Here is a 19,049-nt window from a genome sequence, read left to right on the forward strand (position 1 = left end):
TCGGGAACCTCCCGGGCAGTCGGGCCCACCACGAAGCGGGCACAGTCTCCCGGTGAGCCGGGATTCGGGAAAGGACACGACGATGTACGCCGACACCACCAGACGCGCGCCCCGGCACCGGGCGAGAGTCATCACCTCCCTCACCGCCGCGACCGTGACCGTGCTCGGCATGCTGTTCGCGGCACCGGCTGCCAACGCCGCCGAGCCAGCCGCCGAACCGGCACCCGCGGTCGCGGAACTGCCCGCCGCGGAGCAGGCGAACCTCGACGCCCTCCTGGCCGCATCCGACACGAGCGGTGAGGTACCCGTCTTCAATATCGACGATGCACTCGCACGCGGAGCCGATCGGGCGGCGACCGAGCAATTCGCGGCCACGTTCGTGCAGACCGGCGGAACCCTCACGGGAACCTCGTCGCCTGAGTCCGCGACCATCTCGGAAAGCTCCTCGGTGGTCGCCTTGGCCGCTGCGGACTGTCGCGGTCGGACCGGCTTCACCGGCTACTACTGGTTCGGACCGCAGACGGCCCTCGACTCGTGCCTGACGACGACCCTCATCAACGGGATCAGCATCGCCGCGGCGGGCGGCGGCGTCTACACCGCCGCTTCGGCTCTGACGGTTGCCGGGCTTCCCTCTTCGGCCGTGGTCGGTGTGGTCTCCGCCGTTCTCGCCCTCGGCGTGGTCTTCCTGAACGTCTGCAAGGACACGAGCAGCATCAACGCGATCTACCTCAACGGCGGAGTCCCCGGGGTGGTCTCGCCCAGCTGCTGGGCTCAGTAAGAGGACGGAAGAACGATCATGGGAACCGATAACCGCGTCACTCTTCTCGGTCTGATGCTCGGCATCCTGGGCCTGGGAATCGGGGTAGGGCTCGTGATTGCGAGCTTCCTGGTCGGGGTGGGGACAGCGATGGGAGCCTCCCTCTCGTCGTCGGGAACAGTCACGATCATCGCCTTCGTCATCCTGACCGTCGTCTTGAGCGCTGCGGTGCGGCGTCAGAGACAGGTCGGCCACTGAACACAGCCGAGGAGGGGTCCGTTCGTCGGGCCCCTCCACGGTTGTGTCCGCGCCCGTGGTGTCCTCGTGAGAAGGGTCGGTGACGGGCGACTGACCTAGAGGGCCGGGACAACCACGTCGGCCAGGTAAGCGCGCAGCCGCGGCACATCGCGCGTGAGCGTGCGCCAGACGCGATGCGGGTCGAGATCGTCGTACTGATGGGCGGCGAGGTTCCGCATGTCGATGATCTGCCGCCACGGCTGATCGGCGAAGCGCTCGCGGACGGGTCGCGGGATCTTGGCTACCGCCTCGCCGATCCGGATCAGGCCCATCTCAGCGGCCCACTGCGCCTCGACCTCGTGGAGGAAGTGGTCCTCGCCCTTCTCGACGATGAGTGCGATGACCTCGCACACGGCGATCACGCGGGTCGCGGCATCCTGTGCCCGACGATTCTTGATGCTCACAGAGGGACAGCCTCCCGGAGCACCCGCTCCCGAAAGTCACCGCGGAGGGTGTCGGACGCGATGACATCCACCTCGGCGTGAAGCAGATCGGTGAGGGCGAGGCGCAGGCCCACCTCGTCCAGAAGGCCGGCTTCGGGTGTGAAGTCGACCAGGATGTCGATGTCGGATGCCGCGGTGTCTTCGCCACGAGCGACGGAGCCGAACACCCGAGGGGCGGTGGCGTGATGCTCGGCGACGAGGCGATGGATTTCGTCTCGATGACGGAAGAGGCGCTCGTTGAGGGTGCCGGCCAGCGCGCGACGGATCCGTTCGAGAACCTCGGGACTAGGTTGGCGCCGGCCGTTCTCGTACGCCGAGATGTTGGGCTGCGCGACGCGGGCGGCACGGGCGAGCTCGGCTTGGCTCATGCCTGCCGCTTCTCGTCCCGCGCGGATGTTCATGCGATCAGGGTAGTCGAGGGGTTATCGGGGGTGATATGACCGAGTCCCCGACAAGCCACAGGCCCCACGCAGAATCTGCGCGGGGCCTCTGGCATCCGGAATCTCAGCCCTGCAAGAACGGGTAATCCGTGTAGCCGCGCTCGCCGCCGCCGTAGACCGAAGCCTGGTCGACCTCGTTCTCGGACGCGCCCTGCTCCCAGCGCGCGACGAGGTCGGGGTTGGCGATCGCGGGGCGGCCGACGGCGACGAGGTCGGCGATGTCGTCCTCTACGACCGACACCGCTTCGTCGCGCGTCGTCACGCTCGAGAAGCCGGAGTTGACGATGAAGGTGCCGCCGAAGGCGCGGCGGAGGTCCTGGATCAGCTCGCTCGCGGGGTCGGCGTGCAGCACGCTCAGGTACGCCAGGCCGAGGGGCGCGAGGCCGGACACGAGGGCCTCGTAGGTGGCGCGGGTCTCGGCGTCGTCGGTCTCCAGAACGTCCTGGATGTTGTGGGCGGGAGAGATCCGGATGCCGACACGCTCCGCGCCGATCTCCGCGGCCACGGCCTGCGTGACCTCGATGACGAAGCGGGCGCGGGCCTCGGGCGAGCCGCCGTACTCATCGGTTCGCTGGTTGGAGGCGGGGGAGAGGAACTCGTGCAGGAGGTAGCCGTTGGCGCCGTGCAGTTCCACGCCGTCGATGCCGGCATCCACGGCGCGGCGGGCGGCGGCGACGAACTCGTCGCGGACGGTGGCGAGCTCGGACGTCTCGAGCGCGTGCGGCACGGCGTAGTCGACCTTGGTGCCGTCGGCGAGGCGGGTCTCGCCCTGAATCGCGATCGCCGAGGGGGCGACGATGCGGTCGGTGCCGGTGATGGCGGGGTGCGTGACACGTCCGCCGTTCATGAGCTGCATGAAGACCGTGCCACCCTCGGCGTGCACGGCGTCGGCCACTTTGGCCCAGCCCGCGGCCTGAGCGTCGGTCACGATGCCCGGCTGGCCCGGGTACGCGCGCGACTCGTCGCTCGGGAAGACGCCCTCGGTGACCAGCAGGCCGATGCCCGCGCGCTGCGCGTAGTACGTCGCGACGATCGGGCCGGGAACGCCGTCAGCGCTCGCGCGCAGGCGGGTCATCGGCGCGAGCGAGACGCGGTTGCGGACGTCGACGGCGCCGACGGTGGTGGGGCTGAAGAGGCTCACGGGAGTCCTTTCGTGGGGAACAAGGGCCACGCGAACTCAACGGAGCGCGGCGATGACCTATTCCACGGAATGCACATGTGTGCAGCGGTGGGTTGACACGGGCTGCCTGGGCGGCCTTGCTCACAGGAGACTCATCTGTGGGGGTCGACGGTAGACAATCGCTGCTCGCGACACCCGCGGCGTACGAAGGTGGCTCGCCGTGTTATCGGTATCGTAAAGCCCAAATCGCTGGCGATACGAAGGACGTGCGGGAATGCCAACGTGGGCACTGTTCGAAGAGAAGGAGTTTGAAACTCTCGCCAACGCGGCCTTCGTCACCGAACAGGTGGTGAAAAAGCGCAACGTCCGAATCTTCAGCCCTGGTCAGGTTCTCGAAAAGAGTCTGGCTTTCGATTTCGCCACCCATGTCGGACCGCATACGCGGCTCTACCGGCGGCTTTTTGGCTCCGCTCCCGGCGCTCCAGGTGCAAGCGCGGGGCAACTCGCGCAATTCCAGATTCCGGTGGTGCCATCGACTCGGTTTCTGAACGTTTTTCTCCAGTACAAGCGGCCTGAATACTTTCAACGTGAGCATCGGTCGCAACTGTGGCCGAAGAATGAGGAGTTCCTTCGGTTCACCGTGTCAGAGAACTACGTAAGTGGCGGCGGATACCACTTCGATCAGATTTCTGCGTTGGATGATCTGGCGGGCTCGTTCGGATCCAACGCCGTCGTGCGCTACGCCTGCCCCAGTGTCTGGAGCAAGGCCGATCTGTACGGCCTGTTCAGTGCGCAACGACTTCTTGACACCTCCGTCTTCGTCGCTCCGGAGAAGCTGCGTGATGTCGGGGGAGGGGACCCCTACCATCGTCGCTGGACATTCCAGCGCGGCAGCGGAAAAGTTGGAGTGCCAAATCCGAATGGGCCGCTCACCCAAGCGGAAGACGGCGAGCTGTTCTTCGACCACGCGGAGGCCGTTGCTAAGCAACCCCGCAGATCAGCGTCCTACGTGGAGGACCTCATCGGCGAAGCGTCCAGCGTTCAAAAAGTCCGCGTCACTGCAGACGCTCGCAAGGGAAAATTGAGCAAGAAAGAAAGATCCCGAACGGATATCGAAGATAGGGCCCTTGAAAGCGACCTTAAGCGCGTGCCCCAAGATGAATCCGACGCGGTCCGGGCCTCGCTCGAACTCGCAACGATCGCGCGAGATCTTGGGGTGCAGTGGAGCGTTATTGCTTTCGAGTAGCCCGACACTTGGATCCCCCGCCACAGCATGCGCAATCCGGGGTCTGCAGCGACCAATCGTTGGGCGCTGACCTGAACGGCTCAGGGGAAGACGAGCCTGTCGCCGTCGCGGGTCAGCTCGGCCGGATCGATCGAGAATCGCTCGCCGATGGCGTCCAGGGTGTCGGCCCGCCCGACGTAATAGGACTTCACCTGACGGTCGACCCCGGAGACGACCGCGTACCCGTCCGCTCCCGGCACGGGGCCCAGATCGGCCCCGGGCGCGGCTTTGGGCGACACGAAGAACCGGTTGGGGTTCGCGGGGTCGAAATCGTGTTTCGCTGGGTCGTAGTAGTAAACGTTCAGTGGAAGGACGTCGCCGGGCTCCCCGATCAGCGACCGGTAGTCGTTCGGGCAGCCCTCGGTGCCCTGGCATTCGAAGCCGTCGGGGTAGATGATCCACGGACCCGACCCCTCCGCCCAGTCGGGCAGCTCGGGATTCTCGGGGATCGCCGGCGCGGTCGTCCGCACGGACGGCGCGTCGGCGGCGGGGCCGACCGCCGCGACGACCGGGGCCTTGGGTCCTTCGGCATCCATCCCGGTGAACGCGGGGACCACGAGGGCGACCAGCCCCGCGACGACGACGGCAGAGGTGGCGAACGTGATGGCGGCGGCGCGTCCCATGCGTTCAGGCTGACATACGGCTTCCGCGACGGCGAGTCGAGGTAAAGATGCGCGCGAATCGGCCATGCGTGCGGTCCGCGGCGGACCGAGCATGTTCGCGCACTCCACCGAGCGTTGGCGCGGCCATACGATGGTGCTTCCCGCGACCGACCGGAGACCCCGCGCGATGACCGAGAACCCCCTCGCCCACCGGCTGGATTACACGCTCGACGAGCTCGATGACGCGGCGCTCGCGGCATCCCCTCTCGCTCTTCTCCAGCGGTGGCTGGCCGACGCGGCCGATCTGCCCGAGCCGAACGCGATGGTCGTCTCGACGGTGGATGCCACCGGCTCGCCCACCTCGCGCACCGTGCTGCTGCGCGGAATCGACGACGACGGCGCCCTCTGGTTCTTCACGAACCGGCTCTCGCGCAAGGGCCGCGCGCTCGCCGAGAATCCGCGCGTCTCGATCCTGTTCCCCTGGTACGCGCTGCAGCGGCAGGTGATCGTGCTCGGCACGGCGACGCCGCTCCCGGCCGAGCGCGACGACGCGTACTTCGCCTCGCGTCCGCGCGGGTCGCAGCTGTCGGCCTGGGCGAGCCACCAGTCGGAGGCCGTGGCATCCCGGGCCGCCCTCGAGGAGCAGATGGCCGAGGTCACCGCGCGCTTCCCCGACGACCAGCCCGTGCCGAGGCCCCCGCACTGGGGCGGATACCGGGTGGATGCCACGGAGTTCGAGTTCTGGCAGGGCCGGCCGTCGCGATTGCACGACCGGATCGTGTTCCAGCGCGAGGGTGAGGGGTGGGCGGGGGTGCGGCGGCAGCCGTGACCACCCTCCGCGAGATCGCACCCGGCGTCCTCGTGCGCACGAGCCGGGTCATGCAGACGAACACGACGGTGGTCGTGGCATCCGGACGCGCTCTGCTCGTCGACCCCGCGTGGATGCCCGACGAGCTCGCCGCACTCGGCGCCGAGCTGCGCGAGCGCGAGATCACTGTCGCCGAGGGCTTCGCGACCCACGCGCATCACGACCATGTGCTGTGGCATCCGGAATTCGGGAACGTCCCGCGCCGGGCCTCGCCCCGAACCGCCGAGCTCGCCCGCACCGAGCGCGACGACCTCGTCGCGGCTCTCGGGCCGGAGTTTCCACCCGACCTCGTCGACCTCATGGGGAGGGTGGATGCCGGCACCCCGGCGTTCGAGGTCGAGCTCATCGTGCACGACGGACACGCCCCCGGGCACACGGCGCTGTGGCTTCCGGAGCCGCGCGTGCTGGTCGCCGGCGACATGCTGAGCGACGTCGAGCTTCCGCTGCCGTTCTGGCCCCACGACGTCCCCGCGTACGAGCGGGCTCTCGACCTGCTCGAGCCGTACGCGGACGCCGCGTGCCTCGTGATCCCGGGGCACGGGACCGTCGGCACCGACGCGCGCGCCCGCCTCGATGCCGACCGGCGGTATCTCGCGGACGTCCGCCGGACCGGTCGGTCCGACGACCCGCGGCGAGCGAACGCGGGCATGGATGCCGAGTACGAGCTGTTGCGGGAGATCCTCGGGGCGTGAGCCTCGCCGTTGTCCAGGGGCGGGCACGCGGCCACCGCGAATGCGACACTGACCACGGCGAGTCACACCGAGGGAGCGCAATGGCCAAGAAAGACGCGAGAAAGCCCGCATTCGACGAGCGGGCGTTCGTCGACGCGTCGTCGGAGGCGCGGTCGCGCTACGGGCGGTTCAACCTCGCGATCGTCGGAAGCTCGGGTGTGGGGAAGTCGTCGCTCGTCAACGCCGTCTTCGGGCGCGACTGGGCGAAGGTCGGGAAGGGGCTCCCGGTCACGCGGGGCGTGCAGTTCTACCGCGACGAGTCACTCGGGATCTGGGACGTCGAGGGCTTCGAGATCGGCTCGGCCGTTCCGCCCGATCAGCAATTGCGCAATCACCTCGACGCGATCGCGGCGCACCCGGGGGACCATCAGATCTCCGTCGTCTGGTACTGCGTGAAGGCGAACGACGACCGCCTCACTCCCGCCGACATCGCGATGATCCGCGAGCTGGACGCGCGCGGACTCCCCGTCATCCTCGTGCTCACCAAGGTCGACTGGATCAAGAACCCCCTCACCGGGCAGCGCGGGATCGCGAAAGACCTTCAGGCCTTCGTCGACTGGCTGCACGAACCCGTGGATGCCACCGGCCAGCCGCTGCACGTGCCGTATCGCCGCGTGATCCTGACCTCCACCCGCGACCGGCACGGGAAGGGCAAGGGGCACGGTCTCGGTGACCTTGTCACGGAGACCCTGGCGCTCGCCCCCGAGAGCGACAAGGATGCCTTTCGCATCGCGCAGCGGCTCAACCTTCCGTGGAAGCGCGAGATGGCGCGCCCCATCATCGCCGCCGCCACCGCAGCCGCCGCGGGAGCGGCGACGGTTCCCCTTCCTGTCACGGATGCTGTCACGCTGGCGCCGATCCAGCTGACGATGATGGGACGGATCGCGACGATCTACGACCTCGAGTTCAAGACGATGCTCTCCGCCGGCGCCCTGGCGCAGTTCGGGGTGCAGGTCGCCGGGCGCGCGCTGGCGACGAGCTTCCTGAAGCTCATCCCCGGCGCCGGTGTCGTGGTGAACGCCGGAGTGGCCGGTGCGCTCACCGCGGCAACCGGCGAGAGCTGGATGAAGCTGTGCGAACTCATCCACACCGGCAAGATCGACGTCGCGAAGCTCGACAAGGAATGGGCGAAGTACGCGCCGCACTTCGCTGACGTCGTCCGCAAGCTCATCGAGCAGCGGGCGGTCAAGCGGTAACCGCGCGCCCGCCCGTGCCGCGGGCGGAGGCCGGCGGCATCCGTCCCGCCCGGTCGGGTGCGGAATTCGCCCTCTCTCCGCGCGTCGTCACACCGGCCCTCGGTCTTCCGCGGCGTGCGACGCTGGGAGGACCGAAGGGAACACCATGACCGACTCCACGCCGGCCGAGCGGCTGCGCGCCGCGCTCGCGCACCCGGACGCCTCCGCACGCCTCGAGGCTGCGCTCGCCGCGGGAACACGCCCCGATGACAGCTACGTCGTCGAGCTCGTAGCGCGGTGCGCTGTCGAGCCGGACTTCTTCGTCCGCGACATGCTGACGTGGGCGCTCACGCGACACGACCCGTCGCTGGCGGTCGAGGTGCTGCTGCCCGAGGTGAAGTCCGAGATCCCCCAGGCGCGGAGCCAGGCGCTGCACACCCTCTCGAAGATCGGCGACCCGATCGCGTTCTCGGTCATCACGGCCGCGGTGCTGCGCGACCCGCACCCCGAGGTGGCGCGAGCGGCGTGGCGGACGGCATCCGGTCTCGTTCCCGAGGGAGCGCAGGAGGTCCTCGCCGATGAGCTCGCGACGCAGTTCGGGCGCGGAGACCACGACACGCAGCGGAGCCTGAGCCGGGCGTTCGCGACGATCGGGTTCCGGGCTGAGGGGGCCATCGAGCGGGCCATCGTCTCGCCGTACGACGTGATCAGCGCGCACGCGCGAGCCACGGCGATCGTCATGGACGAACCCGACGCCGACTTCGCTGAGGCGGCCGTCGAGGCGCGCCGTGTCGTCGCGAAGCGGGCGTTGCCGCGGGACTGAGCGTCCGGCCCGGCGGCGTCAGGAGCGAGCCGGGTGCGCCGCGCGGGCGGAGCTGTGCGTCGGGCCAGCCGCGTCAGGAGCGAGCCGGGTGCGCCGCGCGGGCGGAGCTGTGCAGGATGAACCAGGTCAGTCCGAGCATCGCGAAAATGCCGAGCAGGGTGGTCGCGGCGATCCCCAGATCGCCGGGAGACATCGTCACCTGAAGCACCATCGCCGTGGCGGCCCCCACCATCGCGACCGCGAGTGCGATCCACCGAACGACGGGGGATGCCACGAAGACGGCGACCACGAGAAGGACGCTCAGCGCGATCTCGGTGAGCCCGGCGGCGAGCATCGGCGGCGACGCCAGGCCGAAGCCCGTGAAGGCGACACCCACCGCGGCGAAGACGACGGCGAAGAACGGGGTGAGGATCCGCGTGCGGCGTGCGAGCTTCTCGGGCGGGACGGGTGCCGTGTTCGCGCTCATCGGTGGTCCCCCGGGTGAAGTCTTCGGATGCCGAGAGGTCAGGGTATCTCGACGCGCGTCAGACCCGCGGCACCGCCCCGCCCTCGCTCCACGTGCGGAGGAGCTCCACGCCGCTCGCCTCGAGCCCCACGGCGGCGGCGGTCTTGACGCCGCCGAGGCCCGTGGCATCCAGTCTTCCGGCCCGTCGCGCGAGACCCTCGGGGAGGCGGCGGGAGGAGAAGTCGAGGGTCGCATCGACTGTGACGACCTCGTCGCCCGCGGGCAGGGTGCGGACGCGGTGGATCAGGGACTGAAGCTTCCAGTGCTCCCAGAGGACGTTCGGGCCGGTGTCGACGCGGTCGTCGGTCGGCGGGACGGGGAGGTCGGCGGCATCCGGGAACCGCACGACATCGCTCAGGCCCAGGTCGGCGGAGAGGACTCGCAGTGCTTCGGGGTCGGTGAGGCGGTTCGAGTTCCAGACGAGGTCGGCGGAGAGGGTGCGCAGGCCCTCGACGACGGTGGGGCGGAAGAAGAAGCGCCCGCCCGGGAGCAGTTCGGCATCGGCGGGGACGGGGAGGGGCGCGTGATCCCGGCCGGTGCGGTAGTCGGCGTACGCGCGCACGGGGGAGTCGAGCTCGACGAGCAGCACTCCGTCGACGCCGAGCAGGATCGTGTGGCGGCCCATTCGACAAGTCTGGCAGGGCGGCTCGCTCCTCGCGGGGAGGAGATCCTGGGAGGGGAGGGCGGAAGCCGCCGGGCGTGTCCTCCCGTCCCGGTTCCTCCTCCGCGGGGCGCCGGTTCGGGTCGCGAGGCGTGATCGGGGGAGGGCCAGGGGTGTGCGGAGGATGCACGTGGCGGGACCGCCCTCCGTCCGCCCCAGGCCCTCCGCTCATCACGCGCGAGCCGGCCGGCTTTTTGTTGCGATCGCCAACTTACCTCTTGCGCTCGCCGCCGACCTGATCTAGCTTTGCGGTCGAAGCGCTTCTCGGAAGCGCTTCGACAGCTACGAAGGAGTCGCTATGGTCAAGATCGACGAGGTCGCCCGTGCCGCGGGTGTATCGATCAGCACCGTCTCCTACGCGCTCAGCGGCAAGCGTCCGGTCTCGGCCGAGACGCGTCGCCGCATCCAGGACGCCGTGCACGAGCTGGGCTACAGCCCCAACGCGGGGGCGCGCATGCTCGCCGGCAGCCAGACGAACATCTTCGCCCTGTCCGAGCCGCTGCGCGCCGACTCGCACGCGCCGAGCCACATGTCGTTCATGCACGCGATGACCGTCGCCGCGCGCCGCAAGGAGTACGACATGCTCCTGCTCACCGACGAAGACGCCTCGGCCGGCATGAAGCGGGTCGCGCAGAGCGGACTCGTGGATGCCATTCTCGTGCTCGACGTCGCCCCCGACGACGCGCGGGTCGAGATCGCCCGCGCGAGCGCGACCCCGACGATCTTCGTCGGCATCCCGAACGACCACGACGATCTCGTGTGCGTCGACCTCGACTTCGAGCGCGCCACGGTCGAGGCCGTCGACCGGCTCGCCGATGCGGGTCACCGCGCGATCGGCCTCATCGGCGGGTCGGAGCGCGCGTACGAGAAGTCGAACTTCCCGTCGCGCGTCCGCGCTGCCCTGTCGGAGCGGGCGACCGAGCGGGGGATGAGCGCCACGTCGGTGGCATCCGGTCCCATCGTCACCGACCGCGGCCACGTGCGCCGCTCGGTGCGGGCATTCGTCGACGCGGGGATCACCGGGATCGTGCTGCACGCTCCCGAAGAGGTGCTCCAGGTCGTGCTCGTCGAGCTCGAAGCGCTCGGCAAGAGCGTGCCGGCCGACGTGTCGATCGTGTCGGTCGGCAGCAGCTTCGACACCGACGCCCAGCCCACCCCGATCGACTCGATCCCGCTCGTGCCGCAGAGCTCGTGCGAACTCGCCGTCGATCTCGCCATCGAGCTGATCGCCGGTCGGCCGGTGGCATCCGGTCTCCATCTCATCGCCCCGACGTATCTCGAGCGCGGCTCAGTCGCCGCGGCTCCTTCCGTCTGATCCTCCAACTCCACATCTCGCTCTGTTCGCCCATCATCGAAGCGCTTCGACAATTCTTCGACGACGGGCCCAGCGCATCCGCCACCGCTAGCGGACCCCTCTGAACCAGCGGACCACAGTGAAAGGAGTGCCAACGATGGCACGCACGAACGCACAACGACGCGCGACCCGAGCCCTCGCGGCCGTCGGCTCGATCGCCGTCGCCGCCCTCACCCTCTCGGCCTGCAGCGGGGGAGGCGGCGACGCCGGATCCACCGACGGCGAGGGCAAGACCCTCACGCTCTGGCACTACGAGGGAGCCGACAGCGCCATGGCCAAGGCCTGGAACGCCGCCATCCCGATCTTCGAGGAGAAGACGGGCGCGACGGTCAAGGTCGAGGAGAAGTCCTTCGAGCAGATCCAGAAGACGGCGAGCCAGGTGCTCGACACCGACGCGGCTCCCGATCTCATGGAGTTCAACAAGGGCAACGCCACGGCGGGCTTCCTCGCCAGCACGGGGCTCATCGCCGACATCGGAGACGCCGTCAGCGAATACGGATGGGATGCCAAGCTCGCCCCGTCGCTGCAGACCACCGCGAAGTACTCCTCCGACGGGGTCATGGGCGGCGACACCTGGTACGGCGTGCCGAACTACGGCGAGTTCGTCGGCGTCTACTACAACCTCGACGCGTTCAAGGCGGCGGGCATCGAGGTGCCGACCACGTACGACGAGTTCGTGAAGGCGCTCGACGCGTTCGTCGCGAAGGGCATCACGCCGCTCGCCGAAGCCGGCGCGGAGTACCCGCTCGGCCAGCTCTGGTACCAGCTCGCGCTCACGAAGGCCGACCGCTCGTGGGTCGACGACTACCAGCTGTACAAGAACCCCGTCGACTGGAACGGCTCCGAGGTCGACTACGCCTCCGAGACGCTCAAGGAGTACGTCGACAAGGGCTACATCGCCAAGGACGTCTCGTCGGTCAAGGCCGAGGACGCCGGCGTCTCGTTCATCAACGGCACCTCGCCGATCTTCGTCTCGGGCTCGTGGTGGTACGGGCGCTTCTCGGAGGAGGCCGGCTTCGACTGGTCGCTCGCGACCTTCCCCGACGCGAAGCTGTCGCTCGGATCCTCGGGCAACCTCTGGGTCGTCCCGGAGCGCTCGAAGAACAAGGACCTCGCGTACCAGTTCATCGACATCACGATGAGCCCTGAGATCCAGGCGATCATCGGCAACAACGGCGGCGTCCCGGTCGCGGCGGACACCGCCGACATCACGGATGCCAAGAGCAAAGAGCTGATCGACACGTTCAACGGCATCCTGGCCGACGACGGTCTGTCGTTCTACCCCGACTGGCCCGCCCCCGGCTTCTACGACGTGCTCGTGCAGGAGCTGCAGGGCCTGGTGACCGGCACGCAGGATGCCGCGACCACCAACGCCAACCTCGGGAAGAAGTACGACGAGGGCACGGCGGACTTCCGCTGACCCCGGTGGGGGCGGCGCGTCCCGCCGCCCCCACCCCTCTCGAACGAAGGATCGCGAATGGCTCTCCTGACCCGCCCGGCGCGCGTGGCACTGCCACCCGAACAGCCGGCCATCCCCCAACGCCGGGGCGGCACCGCCGGCTACTGGCTCTACCTGCTGCCCGGCTTCGTGCTGCTGCTCGTGATCGTCATCGTTCCGCTGGTGTGGAACGTGTTCCTCACCTTCACGAAGTGGCGGGGCGTCGGCGACCCCGAGTTCATCGGACTCGCGAACTGGACGAAGCTCCTCGGCGACGAGGACTTCTGGACCTCGTTCGCGAACTCGGTGTGGATGATCCTGGCGATGGTCGTCGTGCCGACCGTGGTCGGTCTCACCGTCGCCGCGCTGCTCTTCGACGTCGTCGGCCGCAAGTTCGGCGGCAAGGTCGGCAGCTTCCTCCGCGCGACCTACTACCTGCCGCAGATCCTGCCGATCGCCGTCGCCGGCATCGTGATCGGCTGGATCGTCCGCCCCGGTGACACGGGCGCGCTCAACCAGATCCTCACGAGCCTCGGTCTGCCCGCCTACGACTGGCTCGGGCAGATGCCCTCGGCCCTCATCGTGCTCATGGTCGTGCTCGTGTGGGTGCAGATCGGCTACCCCGTCGTGGTCTTCATGGCGGCGCTCCAACGCGTCGACCCCGAGCTGTACGAGGCCGCGGAGCTCGACGGCGCGAACTGGTTCCAGCGCTTCACCGCGATCACGATGAGCATCATCCGGCCCGAGATCTTCGTCGTGACCCTCACGTGCACGATCGCGGCGCTCAAGGTCTTCGGCCCGGTCTACGTCATCACCCAGGGCGGACCCGCCGGCTCCACGATCGTCCCGGCCTACTACGCCTACCTCGAGTTCTTCACGAAGCGGAACGTCGGCTACGGCGCGACGATCGCGACCGTGCTCACGATCGTCGTCGTCATCGTCTCGATCGTGTTCATCCGCGTGCAGGGCTCGCTCGAGCGCAAGGAAAGGGCGGGACTGTGATGGCCTCGGCATCCGTTCTCACGACCACCGCTGCGGAGCGGCCGCCCCGGCGTCGCGCGGGCGGTTCAGGCCGCGGCGGCATGACCCGCCGTCGCCCGGTCGACTGGCTGCTGCTCGCGCTCGTCGTCGTCGGAGCACTGCTCGTGCTCGCGCCGTTCTACCTCGTGCTCGTGAACTCGTTCAAGTCGCCGCTCGACTACGCGACCTCGGGCCCGCTCGCGCTCCCGCAGCAGCTCGATTTCGGCGGGATCATCGACTTCTGGAACCGCGTCGACTTCCCTCGCAAGGTCGGCAACTCGATCCTCATCTCGGGCGTCGTCGCGGTGCTCGCGGTGCTGATCTCGGTGCTGAACGCCTTCGCGATCGGCATCGGGCGGGTGCGCGGGCGCACCGGGATCGTGCTGCTGTTCCTCCTGGCCAACCTGCTGCCGCAGGAGGCGCTGCTGTACCCGCTGTACTACATGTTCAAAGAGGTCGGTCTGTACGACAACGTCTGGTCGGTGATCATCGTCTTCACCGTGGTGCAGGCGGCGTTCGGCACCTACCTGCTGTCGTCGGTCTACGGCACGTTCCCGCGCGAGATCCTCGAGGCCGCCGCGATCGACGGGGCGAGCCGCTGGCAGATCCTCTGGCGCGTGATCTTCCCGATCAGCCGGCCGACCCTCGCGGTACTGCTCATCTTCTTCTTCATCTGGACGTGGAACGAGTTCCTCATCCCGCTGACGTTCCTGGCATCCAACGACAACCAGACCGTGCCGGTCGCGATCAGCGTCCTGCAGGGCGACCGCCTCATGGACGTCACCACCATCAGCGCGTCGGCGCTGCTCGGCATCATCCCGACGCTCATCTTCTTCCTCATCTTCCAACGCACGCTGACACGCGGCATCACGGCAGGAGCAGTCAAGTAATGAAGTTCACCGATGGGTTCTGGCTCATGCGTCACGGCGTGACCGTCGACTACGCGGCCGAGGCCTACGACATCAGCCGGACCGACGACACCCCGGACGGACCGGGACTGGTGGTGCACGCCCCGACCAAGGTCATCGCCAAGCGCGGCGACGTCCTCAACCGGACGCTCCTGACCGTCACGCTGTCGTCGCCGCTCGAGGGGGTCGTGCGCGTGCGGATCGTGCACCACGACGGCGCCGGACGCGGGCGCGGGTTCGCGCTGCCGGGGGCCGTCGGCGGCGGCGACGTCGATGTCGAGGCGGGCACCCTGACGGCGGGGCGGCTCGTCGCGCGCATCGCGCCGGGCGCGCCGTGGGACCTGTCCTTCGAGCTCGACGGGCGGCGGGTGACGGGCAGCGGGCACCGCTCGGTCGGTCGCGTGAGCCTCGCGGCGGACGCCGACGTCGACGCCGGCGTGATCTCGAACCGGGGTGCGGACACCGGCATCCCGGCATCCCGTCACTTCCTCCACGAGCAGCTCGACCTCGGCGTGGGCGACACCGTCTACGGGCTCGGCGAACGCTTCGGGCCGGTCGTGAAGAACGGCCAGACCGTCGAGATCTGGAACGCCGACGGCGGCACCTCGAGCGAGCAGGCGTACAAGAGCGTGCCGTTCTACGTCTCGTCCGGCGGCTACGGCGTGCTCGTGAACGACCCCGGGCACGTCTCGTTCGAGGTCGGGTCCGAGAACGTCGAGCGCGTGCAGTTCTCGGTCTCGGGCGAGGCGCTGGAGTACTTCGTCATCGCCGGCCCCACCCCCAAGGAGGTGCTCGAGCGCTACACCGCGCTCACCGGCCGGCCCCCCGTGATCCCCGCGTGGTCGTTCGGCACGTGGCTCAGCACCTCGTTCACCACCGACTACGACGAGCAGACCGTCACCTCGTTCATCGACGGGATGGCCGAGCGCGACCTGCCGCTGTCGGTGTTCCACTTCGACTGCTTCTGGATGCGCGAGTTCACGTGGACCGACTTCACGTGGGACGACCGGGTCTTCCCGGATCCGGATGCCATGCTCCAGCGCCTCCACGACCGCGGCCTGCGGGTGTCGGTGTGGATCAACCCGTACATCGCGCAGCGTTCCGTGCTGTTCGCGGAGGGGGTCGCGAACGGGTACTTCGTGCGCCGACCCGACGGGTCGCCCTGGCAGTGGGACCTGTGGACTCCGGGCATGGCGCTCGTCGACTTCACCAACCCCGATGCGACGCGCTGGTACCAGGACCACCTGCGTCGCCTGATCGCGCAGGGCGTGGACTGCTTCAAGACCGACTTCGGCGAGCGGATCCCCACCGACGTCGTCTGGCACGACGGCACCGACCCCGAGCGCATGCACAACCTCTATGCGCAGCTCTACAACGCGGCGGTGCACGAGGTGCTCGTCGACGAGCGGGGCTCCGGGGAAGCGGTGCTCTTCGCGCGGTCGGCCACGGCGGGCGGGCAGATGATGCCCGTGCACTGGGGCGGCGACAACTCCTCGACGTTCGCGTCGATGGCCGAGACGCTGCGCGGCGGTCTGTCGCTCGCGTGGAGCGGATTCGCGTTCTGGAGCCACGACATCGGCGGCTTCGAGGGAACCCCCGACCCCGCCGTGTTCAAGCGCTGGATCGCGTACGGGATGCTGTCGTCGCACAGCCGCTTCCACGGCTCGGACTCGTACCGGGTGCCGTGGGCGTTCGACGACGAAGCGGTCGAGGTGACGCGGTCGTTCTCGCGCCTGAAGCTCCGACTGATGCCGTACCTGTACGCGGCGGCGCGGGAGGCCGCGGCGACGGGTGTTCCGGTGATGCGGCCGATGGCGCTGGAGTTCCCCGACGACCCCACGACCCTGCACCTCGATCGCCAGTACATGCTCGGCGGCGATCTGCTCGTGGCGCCGGTGTTCTCGGCATCCGGTGACGTGAGCGTCTACCTGCCCGAGGGGGAGTGGACGCATCTGCTGTCGGGGGAGCGGGTCGCGGGCGGCGGGTGGCGGCGCGAGACGCACGGCTTCGACTCGCTGCCGCTGTACGTGCGGCCCGGGGCGGTGCTGCCGTGGGGTGCGCGCGAGGACCGGCCCGATTACGACTACCTCGAGGGGTTGTCGCTGCGGGTGTTCCCGGGTGGGTCGGGGGTGGCCGAGGTCACGGTTACGGCGCCCGATGGACGGAGCGAGACGTTCCGGGTGGACCGGGGGGATGTGACGGAGTAGGGGGGAGGGGGCTGAGCTTGTCGAGGTGTCCGGTCCCTTCGACGGGCTCAGGGACCTGCGTGGGGGTCTGGGGCCTGGGCGCGGGTCAGGGAGCTGTGAGCGGCTCGGGGACCTGGGTGGCGCTATGGGGCCGGGGTGCGGCTCAGGACCTGGGGGCGGCGCTCGGCGAGAAGGGGCCGCCGGGAGCGAAGGCGTAGTCGGCGAACCGCCTCCCCATGCGCTCGTACGCCGCGGCGTTGGGGTGCAGGCCGTCGTCGAGATCGCCGACCTCGGCCTCGGGCAGCAGCTCGCGTCCGTCGAGGCCGAACAGGAGAGGATCGTCGGACCGGCTGGAGAGGACCTCGTGCAGGACCTCCCGGACCGTGCCGAGGCTCATCGCGCCGCGATCGAGTTCTCGGACGTTCCCCGCGCTCGCCGCCTGCCCCGTCGCCGGGTCGATGACGGTCGGGCCCGGCATGCTCTCCAGCGACGGGCACGGGATCGGACCGAGCACCACGAGGGGCGTGGCGGGATGCCCCTCGCGAATGGTGTCGAGCACTCCGTGCAGCACCGGCGCGAATGCGCGCCGACGCATGAGGTCGCCGTTGACGACGTTGATGCCGATCTCGATGCTGATCGCCTCCGCCGGGTGGTCTCTGATCGTCCGAGCGACGAACGGATCGCCCACGGCGTTGCCGCTGAACCCGAGGCTGCGCAGGCTCACTCCGCCGCGGGCTGCGGCGATCGCGGGCCAGGTCCGGGTGGGACCGGATGCCTCGCCGCACTGGCTGATCGACGAACCGTGGTGCAGCCAGACCCGGCGAGTGTCGCGGGGAGGTTCGAAGGGGGCGTCGGCGCGGAGCGCCACGAGCTCCACCGCGGTGGTGTGGGGGAGCCACAGTTCGACGGACGACGTCGGTCTGTCGGCGCGGGGGAGGCGGAAGGACACTCGCGCGGGCGGTCGTTCCTGCGTCGAGGAGCCGTCCGCCGCCAGGAGCGTCTGCTCGTCGGCCGGGATCGAGACCGCATCCAGCCGCTCCCCGTCCACGACGAGTTCGACGAGGGCGAGCCCCCCGGGCGCGATGCCGATCACGGCGAGCTCGAGCTCGATCGCGCTCGCGCCCGTCGTGACAGCCACGCGGACGCCCGAGGTCATGCCGACGACGAAGTCGAATCCCGGGTCGGGGATCTGCCGGCGCGTCCAGTCGGGGAGCCGTCGCGGCGCCACGCCGTACCGGCCGGGCGCGAACCCCAGAGCGCCCACCACCTCGGCTGCGGCGGAGGGGAAACGTGTCGTGTGGCGGAGTTCGTTCACGGTGTCGCCGGGCTCGGGCCGCTCGAGGCCACGCCGCCCACCGGCGGCGCGGTCACCGTGCGCAGCAGCGTCTCCACGAGACGCAGGCGGGCCGCATCGCCGCCGCGTACCGTCGATCCGGGGGCGTAGACGGGCGCCACGGGCGTGGCATCCCCCTCCTTCTCTTCGAGTGCGGCGATGAGGTACCGGGCCGCTCGCTCGCCCACCGTCGTCAGTCGCGGATCGATCGACGCGAGGTACGGATCGACGTCGTCGCCGTAGCCGGAGACGTGGTCGTACCCGACGATCGCGATGTCGTCGGGCACCCGCACGCCGGCCGCTTCGAGCCCCGCCGCCAGTCCCACGGCGATCGCGTCGCTGCCCGCGAACACCGCGTCGGCGTCGGGCGCTTCGGCGAGGAGCATCTCGGCGGCGCGGTGGCCCCAATCGCGGCTGAAGCCGCCGTGCAGGACCGTGGCGGGGGTGAGGCCCGCCTCGCTCAGCGCGTCGGAGAAGCCGCGGGAGCGTTCGCGCACCGACGGAAGGTCCGCGGCGGCGGTCACGTGTGCGATCCGTCGGCGCCCCGCCTCGATGAGGGTGCGCGCGGCGAGCCTTCCTCCGGCGTGCTCGTCGGGGTGCACGCTCACCGCGCGGTCCGCATCGTACGGCCCGAAGGCGTGGACGACGGGGTGAGATTCGCTCGCGCCGATGTCGGCGATCGGGACGTCGGGCCCCTCGCCGATGACGATGATGCCGTCGACCTGCCGATCGAGCATGTGCCGCACGTGCTCGCGGCGAAGGGAAGCGTCGTGGCGAGCGTCGTAGAGGATGCTCGCCAGGTTGTGGTCGCTCAGGGCGCGGTTCACACCGATCAGCACGGGCATGCAGAAGGCACCGGCCGCGTTCTCGGCGAGCACCCCGATCGTGCGGCTGCGTCCGAGGGCGACGCTGCGTGCCAGCGCGTTGGGGCGGTAGTCGAGGTCGCGGGCGGCGTTGAGCACGCGTTCCCGCGTGGCCTCGGCGACGCGCCCGGTCCCGTTCATCACCTGCGAGGCCGTGGGGAGCGACACCCCCGCAGCGCGGGCGACGTCGGCCAGGCGCGCGGTTCTCTGGGGCATGGACTCATCCTCTCCCGGACCGAT

20 protein-coding genes are annotated in these 19,049 nt (G+C 69.5%); 12 read left to right on the top strand and 8 right to left on the bottom strand.

All coding sequences use genetic code 11. The features are described from left to right. The first annotated feature begins 82 nt into the window (after positions 1-82). Positions 83-778 (top strand): hypothetical protein, encoded by a 696-nt coding sequence (locus tag MTES_RS07750; RefSeq protein ID WP_013584677.1) that lies wholly within the window; start codon positions 83-85, stop codon positions 776-778. Between the two features lie 18 nt (positions 779-796). Then, complete coding sequence (locus MTES_RS07755; RefSeq protein ID WP_013584678.1) at positions 797-1,015, top strand: hypothetical protein; 219 nt, start codon at positions 797-799, stop codon at positions 1,013-1,015. A gap of 95 nt (positions 1,016-1,110) precedes the next feature. Here the strand turns inward: MTES_RS07755 and MTES_RS18455 are convergent, their stop codons facing one another. From MTES_RS18455 to MTES_RS07770, 3 genes are all read right to left on the bottom strand, one after another. Beyond that, positions 1,111-1,458 (bottom strand): DUF86 domain-containing protein, encoded by a 348-nt coding sequence (locus tag MTES_RS18455; RefSeq protein ID WP_013584679.1) that lies wholly within the window; start codon positions 1,456-1,458, stop codon positions 1,111-1,113. Beyond that, positions 1,455-1,898 (bottom strand): helix-turn-helix domain-containing protein, encoded by a 444-nt coding sequence (locus MTES_RS07765; RefSeq protein WP_043361197.1) that lies wholly within the window; start codon positions 1,896-1,898, stop codon positions 1,455-1,457. Before MTES_RS07765 ends, MTES_RS18455 begins: the two co-directional genes overlap by 4 nt. A 103-nt stretch (positions 1,899-2,001) precedes the next feature. Next, positions 2,002-3,078, bottom strand: coding sequence for an alkene reductase (locus tag MTES_RS07770; protein ID WP_013584681.1), 1,077 nt, complete (start codon positions 3,076-3,078; stop codon positions 2,002-2,004). A gap of 253 nt (positions 3,079-3,331) precedes the next feature. On the opposite strand from MTES_RS07770, the gene MTES_RS19275 reads away from it, so the two are divergent. Next, positions 3,332-4,303 carry a hypothetical protein gene (locus tag MTES_RS19275; RefSeq protein WP_013584682.1) on the top strand — a complete coding sequence of 324 codons (972 nt, stop codon included), beginning with the start codon at positions 3,332-3,334 and terminating at the stop codon, positions 4,301-4,303. A gap of 80 nt (positions 4,304-4,383) precedes the next feature. Here the strand turns inward: MTES_RS19275 and MTES_RS07775 are convergent, their stop codons facing one another. Next, the gene (locus tag MTES_RS07775; protein WP_013584683.1) at positions 4,384-4,965 is read right to left on the bottom strand and encodes a hypothetical protein; all 582 of its coding nucleotides are present in this window, start codon (positions 4,963-4,965) and stop codon (positions 4,384-4,386) included. A 166-nt stretch (positions 4,966-5,131) separates the two neighbouring features. Between MTES_RS07775 and pdxH the strand changes: the two genes are divergently transcribed. The 4 genes from pdxH to MTES_RS07795 all read left to right on the top strand — a co-directional run bounded on the left by pdxH (position 5,132) and on the right by MTES_RS07795 (position 8,541). Further along, a complete protein-coding gene (pdxH, locus tag MTES_RS07780; RefSeq protein WP_013584684.1) occupies positions 5,132-5,773 on the top strand; it encodes a pyridoxamine 5'-phosphate oxidase in 642 nt (213 codons plus the stop codon). After that, complete coding sequence (locus tag MTES_RS07785; RefSeq protein WP_013584685.1) at positions 5,770-6,504, top strand: MBL fold metallo-hydrolase; 735 nt, start codon at positions 5,770-5,772, stop codon at positions 6,502-6,504. The genes pdxH and MTES_RS07785 overlap by 4 nt, the downstream gene beginning before the upstream one ends. 80 nt (positions 6,505-6,584) lie before the next feature. Beyond that, positions 6,585-7,739, top strand: a complete 1,155-nt coding sequence (locus tag MTES_RS07790) for a DUF697 domain-containing protein (protein ID WP_013584686.1) — start codon at positions 6,585-6,587, stop codon at positions 7,737-7,739. 145 nt (positions 7,740-7,884) lie between these two features. Next, positions 7,885-8,541 carry a HEAT repeat domain-containing protein gene (locus MTES_RS07795; RefSeq protein ID WP_013584687.1) on the top strand — a complete coding sequence of 219 codons (657 nt, stop codon included), beginning with the start codon at positions 7,885-7,887 and terminating at the stop codon, positions 8,539-8,541. Between the two features lie 73 nt (positions 8,542-8,614). Here MTES_RS07795 and MTES_RS07800 read toward each other — a convergent pair whose 3' ends face one another. Then, entirely contained in the window at positions 8,615-9,007 is a 393-nt protein-coding gene (locus MTES_RS07800; RefSeq protein WP_013584688.1) for a hypothetical protein, read from the bottom strand. Between the two features lie 58 nt (positions 9,008-9,065). Beyond that, positions 9,066-9,671, bottom strand: coding sequence for a hypothetical protein (locus MTES_RS07805; protein ID WP_013584689.1), 606 nt, complete (start codon positions 9,669-9,671; stop codon positions 9,066-9,068). Positions 9,672-10,005: 334 nt separating this feature from the next. Here MTES_RS07805 and MTES_RS07810 point away from each other — a divergent pair, with 334 nt between their 5' ends. The 5 genes from MTES_RS07810 to yicI all read left to right on the top strand — a co-directional run bounded on the left by MTES_RS07810 (position 10,006) and on the right by yicI (position 16,634). Beyond that, a complete protein-coding gene (locus MTES_RS07810; protein ID WP_013584690.1) occupies positions 10,006-11,022 on the top strand; it encodes a LacI family DNA-binding transcriptional regulator in 1,017 nt (338 codons plus the stop codon). Positions 11,023-11,158: 136 nt separating this feature from the next. Next, a complete protein-coding gene (locus MTES_RS07815) occupies positions 11,159-12,481 on the top strand; it encodes an ABC transporter substrate-binding protein (RefSeq protein WP_013584691.1) in 1,323 nt (440 codons plus the stop codon). A 57-nt stretch (positions 12,482-12,538) separates the two neighbouring features. After that, positions 12,539-13,501, top strand: a complete 963-nt coding sequence (locus MTES_RS07820) for a carbohydrate ABC transporter permease (RefSeq protein WP_013584692.1) — start codon at positions 12,539-12,541, stop codon at positions 13,499-13,501. Continuing rightward, positions 13,501-14,409, top strand: coding sequence for a carbohydrate ABC transporter permease (locus MTES_RS07825; protein WP_013584693.1), 909 nt, complete (start codon positions 13,501-13,503; stop codon positions 14,407-14,409). Before MTES_RS07820 ends, MTES_RS07825 begins: the two co-directional genes overlap by 1 nt. Next, the gene (yicI, locus tag MTES_RS07830) at positions 14,409-16,634 is read left to right on the top strand and encodes an alpha-xylosidase (RefSeq protein ID WP_013584694.1); all 2,226 of its coding nucleotides are present in this window, start codon (positions 14,409-14,411) and stop codon (positions 16,632-16,634) included. The genes MTES_RS07825 and yicI overlap by 1 nt, the downstream gene beginning before the upstream one ends. 142 nt (positions 16,635-16,776) lie before the next feature. Here the strand turns inward: yicI and MTES_RS07835 are convergent, their stop codons facing one another. Together MTES_RS07835 and MTES_RS07840 are read right to left on the bottom strand one after the other, a co-directional pair. Next, positions 16,777-17,928 (bottom strand): GDSL-type esterase/lipase family protein, encoded by a 1,152-nt coding sequence (locus MTES_RS07835; RefSeq protein WP_013584695.1) that lies wholly within the window; start codon positions 17,926-17,928, stop codon positions 16,777-16,779. Then, positions 17,925-19,025 carry a LacI family DNA-binding transcriptional regulator gene (locus MTES_RS07840; RefSeq protein ID WP_013584696.1) on the bottom strand — a complete coding sequence of 367 codons (1,101 nt, stop codon included), beginning with the start codon at positions 19,023-19,025 and terminating at the stop codon, positions 17,925-17,927. The genes MTES_RS07835 and MTES_RS07840 overlap by 4 nt, the downstream gene beginning before the upstream one ends. Between the last annotated feature and the right edge of the window lie 24 nt (positions 19,026-19,049).

This window comes from Microbacterium testaceum StLB037 (genome assembly GCF_000202635.1).
Classification (GTDB): Bacteria; Actinomycetota; Actinomycetes; order Actinomycetales; family Microbacteriaceae; genus Microbacterium; species Microbacterium testaceum_F.